At 67.3% G+C, this 7,354-nt stretch carries 8 protein-coding genes; 5 read left to right on the plus strand and 3 right to left on the minus strand.

What is annotated here, in order from left to right:
• Window positions 1-53 precede the first annotated feature (53 nt).
• Window positions 54-536 (minus strand): hypothetical protein, encoded by a 483-nt coding sequence (locus AC5JJ6_RS33635; protein ID WP_496046214.1) that lies wholly within the window; start codon window positions 534-536, stop codon window positions 54-56.
• A 237-nt stretch (window positions 537-773) separates the two neighbouring features.
• On the opposite strand from AC5JJ6_RS33635, the gene AC5JJ6_RS33640 reads away from it, so the two are divergent.
• The 4 genes from AC5JJ6_RS33640 (at window position 774) to AC5JJ6_RS33655 (ending at window position 3,764) form a co-directional block, all read left to right on the plus strand.
• Window positions 774-2,312 (plus strand): phytoene desaturase, encoded by a 1,539-nt coding sequence (locus tag AC5JJ6_RS33640; RefSeq protein WP_496046215.1) that lies wholly within the window; start codon window positions 774-776, stop codon window positions 2,310-2,312.
• A complete protein-coding gene (locus AC5JJ6_RS33645; RefSeq protein WP_496046216.1) occupies window positions 2,287-3,363 on the plus strand; it encodes a phytoene/squalene synthase family protein in 1,077 nt (358 codons plus the stop codon). Before AC5JJ6_RS33640 ends, AC5JJ6_RS33645 begins: the two co-directional genes overlap by 26 nt.
• The gene (locus AC5JJ6_RS33650) at window positions 3,356-3,499 is read left to right on the plus strand and encodes a hypothetical protein (protein WP_496046217.1); all 144 of its coding nucleotides are present in this window, start codon (window positions 3,356-3,358) and stop codon (window positions 3,497-3,499) included. The genes AC5JJ6_RS33645 and AC5JJ6_RS33650 overlap by 8 nt, the downstream gene beginning before the upstream one ends.
• A gap of 91 nt (window positions 3,500-3,590) precedes the next feature.
• Window positions 3,591-3,764, plus strand: a complete 174-nt coding sequence (locus tag AC5JJ6_RS33655; protein ID WP_496046218.1) for a hypothetical protein — start codon at window positions 3,591-3,593, stop codon at window positions 3,762-3,764.
• Between the two features lie 192 nt (window positions 3,765-3,956).
• Here AC5JJ6_RS33655 and AC5JJ6_RS33660 read toward each other — a convergent pair whose 3' ends face one another.
• Window positions 3,957-4,835 (minus strand): carotenoid 1,2-hydratase, encoded by an 879-nt coding sequence (locus AC5JJ6_RS33660; RefSeq protein WP_496046221.1) that lies wholly within the window; start codon window positions 4,833-4,835, stop codon window positions 3,957-3,959.
• Window positions 4,823-6,379: a 1-hydroxycarotenoid 3,4-desaturase CrtD gene (gene crtD / locus AC5JJ6_RS33665; RefSeq protein WP_496046219.1), complete on the minus strand. Its 1,557-nt coding sequence runs from the start codon at window positions 6,377-6,379 to the stop codon at window positions 4,823-4,825. The genes AC5JJ6_RS33660 and crtD overlap by 13 nt, the downstream gene beginning before the upstream one ends.
• 149 nt (window positions 6,380-6,528) lie before the next feature.
• Between crtD and AC5JJ6_RS33670 the strand changes: the two genes are divergently transcribed.
• The coding region (locus AC5JJ6_RS33670) for a polyprenyl synthetase family protein (RefSeq protein ID WP_496046220.1) at window positions 6,529-7,354 on the plus strand (826 nt) is incomplete at its 3' end.

The following is a 7,354-nucleotide window of genomic DNA, read 5'->3' on the forward strand; positions in this document are numbered from 1 at the left end:
GTCCCCCCTAAAGGACCCAGGCATCGGCTGATAACGGAAACTGTCGTGTGATCTTAGAAGAGGACGCAGGCCTTCCGGCCCATGCGGTCATCCTTGCTGTAGAGATTGTAGCGGGGATTGTACGACTTCGGATCGTCCGCCTTTTCCGGGTAGCGGACGGCATCGTCATGGAAGATCATGCCCGCAAGCTGCTTCAACTTGTCGTTCGACTTCAGGCGCATCTTGTCGGCCTTGGAGATGTGCCGCTGATCCGGACGCGGCTGCTTTCCGGCGGATGTATAGACGTAGCAGCTCTTCATCTGGTCGTCGTTCGCAACCCCGCGGCCCTTGTCGTCCTTACCCTTATCGTCCTTGCCCTTGCCGGACAGGCCCTTGTCGTCGGCCTTCTTCGCGACGCTGTCTTCAACAGCTTTTTTAGTATTCTTCAACTGTTGTAGAGCTGCGGCGCGTGAGGCGTCTTCCTTGGCGCTGGCGCTTGTCGGGACAACGAGTCCCAGTGCAAGCATCAGTGCCAATGGCGCCATCAATTTACGCATGCCACTCTCCCTGTACTATCGACGAAACCTCATCTCTGTACCTGGATGACGGGCCGGTACTTGTAAAAAGTCCCGAAACTAACGTGTTACTTCCCACATACTTAGGGTCGTGTTCGTTCAGGCATGGCGGTATAGGGGCAGGGCCGGCTTACAGGCCTAGGGATCCGACCATCCGATAGGCCGATATGGACTAGGCACGGTGTAAACTTGGTGTTACGCTCGTGATTGATGAACATCATGACACCCACTTCAGCGCGGCGTTCCATCCATCTCCGGTCTGCACCGGACGCTCCCCACGCCGTCGTCATCGGCAGCGGGTTCGGCGGGCTGGCAGCCGCCGTCCGGCTGGGAGCAAAGGGCTACCGCGTCACCGTGCTGGAGAAGCTGGATGCTCCCGGCGGCCGGGCCTATGTCTACCGGCAGGACGGCTTCACCTTCGACGCCGGCCCGACCATCGTCACCGCTCCCTTCCTGCTGGAAGAGCTTTGGCAGCTCTGCGGCCGCAGCCTATCCGACGATGTCGACCTTCGCCCCGTCTCGCCCTATTACCGCATCCGCTTCGACGATGGCGAAGTCTTCGAGTACTCCGGCGACCCCGACGCCATGCGGGCGGAAGTGGCCAGGTTTTCCCCCGGCGACGTCGCGGGTTATGAAAGCTTCCTGAAAGCCAGTGAGGCGCGGTTCCGGATCGGTTTCGAAAAGCTCGGCCACGTGCCGTTCGACAACTGGACCGACATGGCGCGGGTGCTGCCCGATCTGGTGCGGCTGGCCGGCCATCGCTCCGTCTACGACCTCGTCTGCCGCCATGTCCGCGATGCCCGGCTGCGGGTCGTGTTGAGCTTCCATCCGCTGCTGGTCGGCGGCAACCCCTTCGCCACCACCTCGATCTACAGCCTGATCGCCTTCCTGGAGCGGCGCTGGGGCGTTCATTTCGCGATGGGCGGCACGGGATCGCTGGTCCGGGGCCTCGTCGGCCTGATCGAGGGGCAGGGCAACACGCTCCGCTGCAACGCGGAGATCGCCCGCATCCTCGTCACCGACGGGCGAGCTACCGGCGTCCGGCTAGCGTCCGGCGAGGAGATCGCGGCGGATGTCGTCGTCTCCAACGCCGACAGCGCCTGGACCTACCGGCATCTTGTGGCGCCGGAAGACCGGCGGCGCTGGACCGACAAGCGGATCGAGAAGGCCCGCTATTCGATGAGCCTGTTCGTCTGGTATTTCGGCACCCGCCGGCAATACGCCGACGTAGCGCACCACACGATTCTGCTCGGCCCCCGCTACCGCGAGCTGCTGCACGACATCTTCGAGCGCAAGGTGCTGGCGCCTGACTTCAGCCTCTACCTCCACCGCCCGACCGCGACCGATCCGTCGTTGGCGCCCGCCGGGTGCGACTCCTTCTACGTGCTGTCCTGCGTGCCGCATCTGGACAGCGGCACCGACTGGTCCGTCATGGCGGAGGAATACCGCAGCCGGATCGAGCGCCGCCTGTCCGAAACGCTGCTGCCCGGCCTTGGCCGGGAGATCGTCACGTCGCGCCTGCTGACCCCGCAGGACTTCCAGGACCGGCTGTCTTCGTTCAAGGGCGCCGCCTTCGGCCTGGAGCCGATCCTGACGCAAAGCGCCTGGTTCCGTCCCCACAACAGGAGCGAAGAGGTGGACCGGCTTTATCTGGTCGGCGCCGGCACCCATCCGGGAGCCGGGCTGCCGGGCGTACTTTCCTCCGCACGGGTATTGGACATGGTGGTGCCGGATGCAGCAGAAATCCGGCGCCGCTGAAATCGCCGCTGATAGTGCCGCCAACCTCGCCGCCGACATCGCCGCGTGCCGGCGGGTGCTGCGGCGGGAGTCGCGCACCTTCCACGCGGCCTCCCTGCTCCTGCCGGCACGGGTGCGCGGTCCCGCTTCGGCGCTCTACGCCTTCTGCCGGCTGGCCGACGACGCGGTGGACTGCCCAGGTGACCGCTCCGCCGCCGAGCGCCTCGACCGCCTGCGCGTCCGTCTGGAGCGGATCTACGCCGGCCGTCCGCTGCCGTCGCCGGTCGACAGGGCGCTCACCGATGCGGTCGAGCGCTTCGGCATCCCGAGACGCATCCTGGAAGCCCTGTTCGAGGGCTTCGAGTGGGATATCCAGGGCCGCCGGCCCGCCGACCTCGGCGAGCTCCAGGCCTATGCGGCACGCGTCGCCGGCACCGTCGGCGCCATGATGGCGGTGCTGATGGGGCAACGCTCGCCCGACGTGGTGGCGCGGGCCTGCGACCTCGGCGTCGCGATGCAGCTCTCCAATATCGCCCGCGATGTCGGCGAGGACGCCCGCATGGGCCGGCTCTATCTGCCGCTCGACTGGCTGCGGGAGGCCGGCATCGACCCCGACGCCTGGCTGGCCGCCCCGGCCTTCACCGAGGCTCTCGGCAGCGTCGTGCTGCGCCTGCTGAGCGCCGCCGATGCCCTCTACCGCCGCGCCGACGACGGCATCGCCCGGCTTCCCGCCGATTGCCGGCCCGGCATCTCCGCCGCACGCCATCTCTACGCCGGGATCGGGCACGAGGTCGCCTTCCGGGGCGGCGATTCGATCGCGTCCCGCGCCGTCGTGCCGCGCTCGAGGAAGGCCCGCCTGCTCGGCCGGTCGCTGGTCGCTGCGGCGGCCGGCCGCTGCTCCGGCACCGCTCATCCACCGCTGGAAGCGACACGCTTCCTGGTCGAAGCAGTGGCGGCGTCGGTCGCGGCGGAAGAAACCCCGGCGCAGTCTCCCGATCAGGTGATCTGGCTGATCACGCTGTTCGAACGCCTGGAACGCGGCCAGCGCGCCGCCCTTCAGCGCCATGGCTGACGGCTGGTTCGCCGCGATCGAACTCCTCCTCGTCTTCGGCGGCGTCGCGGCCTGGATCGTCTGGGAGCTGAGATCGCTGAAGCGCTACGAGAAGCCGAATGAGAAACAGAGCAAAGACAAGGACTTGCCGTCCTAAAGGGAAATCCCGGAACTATTTCATCGGGATTCGGTTGGGAGCGATCACGACATAGAAATCGCACGCTCCCCACATCAGGAAGGAACAGGTTATGGATGCTTCTGGAAGCGGTTCACTGGTCTGGCTGCTCGCTGGTCTTACGCTCTTGATCGTACTGGTAGCCGTTATTTATCAAGCAGTTCGCACCAAGCGCAAACAGCAGAAACTCGGCGAGACCGGCCCCGGCGCCAACGTCCGCATGCCGCCGGAAAACCGGAGGCACTGAAAACCGGGGCAGGTCCTTATTTCGGGCGAGCGCCGGTTGCCCCTCATCTTCCGCTCCACACTCCATGTCTTGAGAAATTCGCCCGCAGCTATGTCGAGAGCGAACGTTATGACAGCGTCAGCGAAGTGATCCACTCAGGACTGCCGAGGCTCGTAAACGCGGCCTTTGGCCGCGTTTACGTTTTCCAACTCCTCACGGCACGCGCGGCATCCTGAACGGCAGCAGCGCCTGCACCCAGCCGGTGCTGAAGCGGTCGAGCGACAGGCTCTCGTGCATCGCCGTGACCGGCTGGCCCGCGATCCGCGTGTTCAGCACTGACCGCGCGTAGAACGGCGCGTCCACCAGCGTTTCGGCCACCGTAACAGGGTGCCCGGCGTCCGCCCGCGTCTGGCGACCGATCCGCCACCAGCGAGTCGCCGGAAGCGTTGCGACCGGCAGCGGGTCGAACCGCTCGACGGCACCCGCCCGGTCCACCTCCAGCGCCAGCGCCAGCGGCGGGCCGCCGCGCCGTTCGACGTTGTAGAGGATGCTGGCGCCCCGGCCGGTATTGCCCCGGCACCAGTCCCAGGTCGTGAAGGCATCTTCCAGGGCTTCGTCGCCGTCGTTGGTGTCGAAGTATCCGGCCCCGTTCCAGCTCAGGGCCGGGCTGGTCAACGCCACCTCCACCCGGCAGCGCGGCGATATCGGCCACCAGCGATGCCGTCCCTTCATGTCCAGGTTGAACGGTCCCGCCGTCACCGCTTCCGGAATGACGCGCACGGTGCCCCGGATCTTCGACGGCACCGGCATGCAAGTCTCGCTGATGTCGATCTCCAGCGCCGTCCCGTCCCATCTTAGCGAACTGGCGCCGATCTCCAGATGCGCCGCGTCGCGCTTAAGAGAACGCCGAGGCCGCTCGGTCATGCTCCAGCGGTTGCCGCCCGGTCCCGTCAGGACGACGTTCAGCGCGCAGTGGTTTTGCGGGTCGGCATGGCCGCGCCGCCGCGCCCAGGCGTAATAGGGTGAAAACACGCTGCCGATGAAGGCGATGACGGTCAGCCCCTGCTTGCCGTCGTCGCTCAGCGCGTCGATGTACCACCACGCGTAGCCGTTGCGGACGACCGGCTCGTCGAACCTGACTCCCGTTGGGCGAACTCTTGCAGCAGCAGCCCCGCCGCCATCCGGCCTGATAAGGCCGCCATCGGGACGCCCGGTCCCGGATGCGTGCTGCCCCCCGCCAGATAGAGGCCGGGTATCCGGCTCCGCGCGGTCGGGCGGCTGAACGAGGCCTTCCAGCCGTGCCCCACCGGGCCGTAGAGCGCTCCGCCCGTGGCTGGAAACAGCCGGTTCCAATCCGTCGGATTCGTGACCGTCGTCCGATCCGGAGAGCGCTTCAGCCGAAGTCCGCAGCGCGCCAGAATGCCGAAGGTATGGGTCGCGCATTGTTCGATCTCCTTGTCGGTAAAAGTGTGGGTGTCGCCGATGGCCGGCGCGTTGATCAGGCACATCAGCCGCTCCGGCCCTTGCCGAGCCATGCCGGTATCGGCGTCGCGGTCTTGGGCGCAGACATAGACGGTCGGCCGGGCTGGCAGGCGCCAATGGCCGAAGATGTCGTCGAACTCCGCCTTGTAGTCGTCGGAGAAGAAGACGGTGTGGCGCGACAGCGGGAAGTCCTCGACCTCCGCCACCATGTTCCAGGTCACGGCAGACAGCGATCGCTGGGACGGCGGGGTAGGGGGGGCTGCTCGGGTCATCCGCGCGCCGAACAATCCAGACGCCAAGGCGGCAGTATCGGCGTTGATCACGACGGCATCCGCCGTGATCCGCTCCCCGCCGACCAGTTCGACGCCGTCTACCCTACCGTGGCCGGCTGTGATCGCCTTCACGGCGACGCCGTAGCGGAACTCGACGCCGGAGTCGCGCGCCAGACCGGCCAGCGCTTCCGCCAGCCGCGCCATGCCGCCCTCGACCAGCCAGACGCCCTCCTGCTCGACATGCGCCACCAGCATCAGCGTGGCCGGGGCCTGGAACGGCGAGGCCCCGCAATAGGTCGCGTAGCGGCCGAAAAGCTGGCGCAGGCGCGGATCGTGGAAGTAATCGCCAAGGGCGCCCCAGAGCGTATCGAACGGCCTGATCCGCCACAGGTTGCCAAGCCCGCGCAGGCCGGCTCCCTCGACCAGCCCCTTGATGCTCGGCTGCGGACTGCGGACGTAGGAGGTTTCCAGCGTGTTCCAGGTCCGCCGCGCCTCCGCGCAGAAGCTGCGGAAGCCTTTCACTTCCGCCGCGCCGGCCATCCTGCCGATGGCATCGGCCGAGCGGTCGATATCGGCGAACAGGTCCAGCCGCGACCCGTCGGTCCAGGCATGCCGCGCCAGAACCTCGGCCCGGCGCAGGGTGACGTGGTCGGCAAGATTGGTCCCTGCCTCGGCGAAGATCTCCTCGAAGATATAGGGCAGGGTGAAGACGGTCGGCCCGGCGTCCATCCGGGCACCGCCGACCTCGACCTCCCGCATCTTGCCGCCGGGGCTGCCGGCCTTCTCGACGACGGTGACCTTCATCCCATGGACCGCCAGCCGCAAGGCGGCGGTCAGGCCGGCGATGCCGGCACCCACGATGACAACCCGTTTTTCCGTCACGATTTCCGTCTCACGATTTTCGTCTCACCGGCAGGTCCAAGAATGTCGTTGATCCGGACGAATAGTAGTGTCAATGTCAATGGACAGTCAATCACGGTAAGCTTGGTTTACAACAAGCTGGGTCTTCATCAAAGCGGGGGAGGCTGCCCATGGATGGGGTCAACAAGATCGAACAAGCCCTGGACGAGGCGCTGAGCCGGGCGGAGGCTTCCGGCGCTCCCCCCAGGCTGGCATCCGCCCTTCGCTACGCAGTCTTTCCCGGCGGCGCCCGAATCCGGCCGCGCCTGTGCCTTGCGGTGGCGCATGCCTGCGGGATCGAGGATGCGGCACCCGCCACGGCGGCGGCCTCCGCCATCGAGCTGCTGCACTGCGCATCGCTGGTCCACGACGACCTTCCCTGTTTCGACGACGCGGCGACGCGGCGCGGCAAGCCGTCCGTCCACCGGGCGTTCGGCGAGCCGCTGGCGGTCCTTGCCGGCGACGCCCTGATCGTCCTGGCGTTCGAGACGCTGGCGCGGGAAACCGCCTGCCCGCCGCTCCGCCTTGCCGGACTGGTGCTCAGCGTCGGCCGCGCGGTCGGGATGCCGCTCGGCATCGTCGCGGGCCAAGCGTGGGAATGCGAGCCGCAGGCCGACCTCCGCGCCTACCACCGGGCGAAGACCGGGGCGCTGTTCGCGGCGGCGACCGTCTGCGGCGCCGTTGCCGCCGGACACGACGCCGATCCCTGGCGCGACCTCGGCGAACGGCTGGGCGAAGCCTTCCAGGTCGCCGACGACCTGCGCGACGCCGCCGGCAACGCCGAAGACCTCGGCAAGCCGGTCGGGCGCGATGCGGCGCTGGACCGCATGAGTGCCGCCCGCGAGCTTGGCATCGACGGCGCCCTGATGCGGCTGGACGATCTGGTGGACGAGGCGGTCGCCTCGATCCCGCGCTGCCCCGGCGCCGCCGAACTCCGCACCCTGATCCGCATAGAAG

The organism is Skermanella sp., assembly GCF_059503625.1.

Excerpts from the sequence above, each read along its gene's own strand:
- AC5JJ6_RS33635 (WP_496046214.1), bottom strand. The coding sequence starts at position 536 with ATGCGTAAATTGATGGCGCCATTGGCACTGATGCTTGCACTGGGACTC.
- AC5JJ6_RS33640 (WP_496046215.1), top strand. The coding sequence starts at position 774 with ATGACACCCACTTCAGCGCGGCGTTCCATCCATCTCCGGTCTGCACCG.
- AC5JJ6_RS33645 (WP_496046216.1), top strand. The coding sequence starts at position 2,287 with ATGCAGCAGAAATCCGGCGCCGCTGAAATCGCCGCTGATAGTGCCGCC.
- AC5JJ6_RS33650 (WP_496046217.1), top strand. The coding sequence starts at position 3,356 with ATGGCTGACGGCTGGTTCGCCGCGATCGAACTCCTCCTCGTCTTCGGC.
- AC5JJ6_RS33655 (WP_496046218.1), top strand. The coding sequence starts at position 3,591 with ATGGATGCTTCTGGAAGCGGTTCACTGGTCTGGCTGCTCGCTGGTCTT.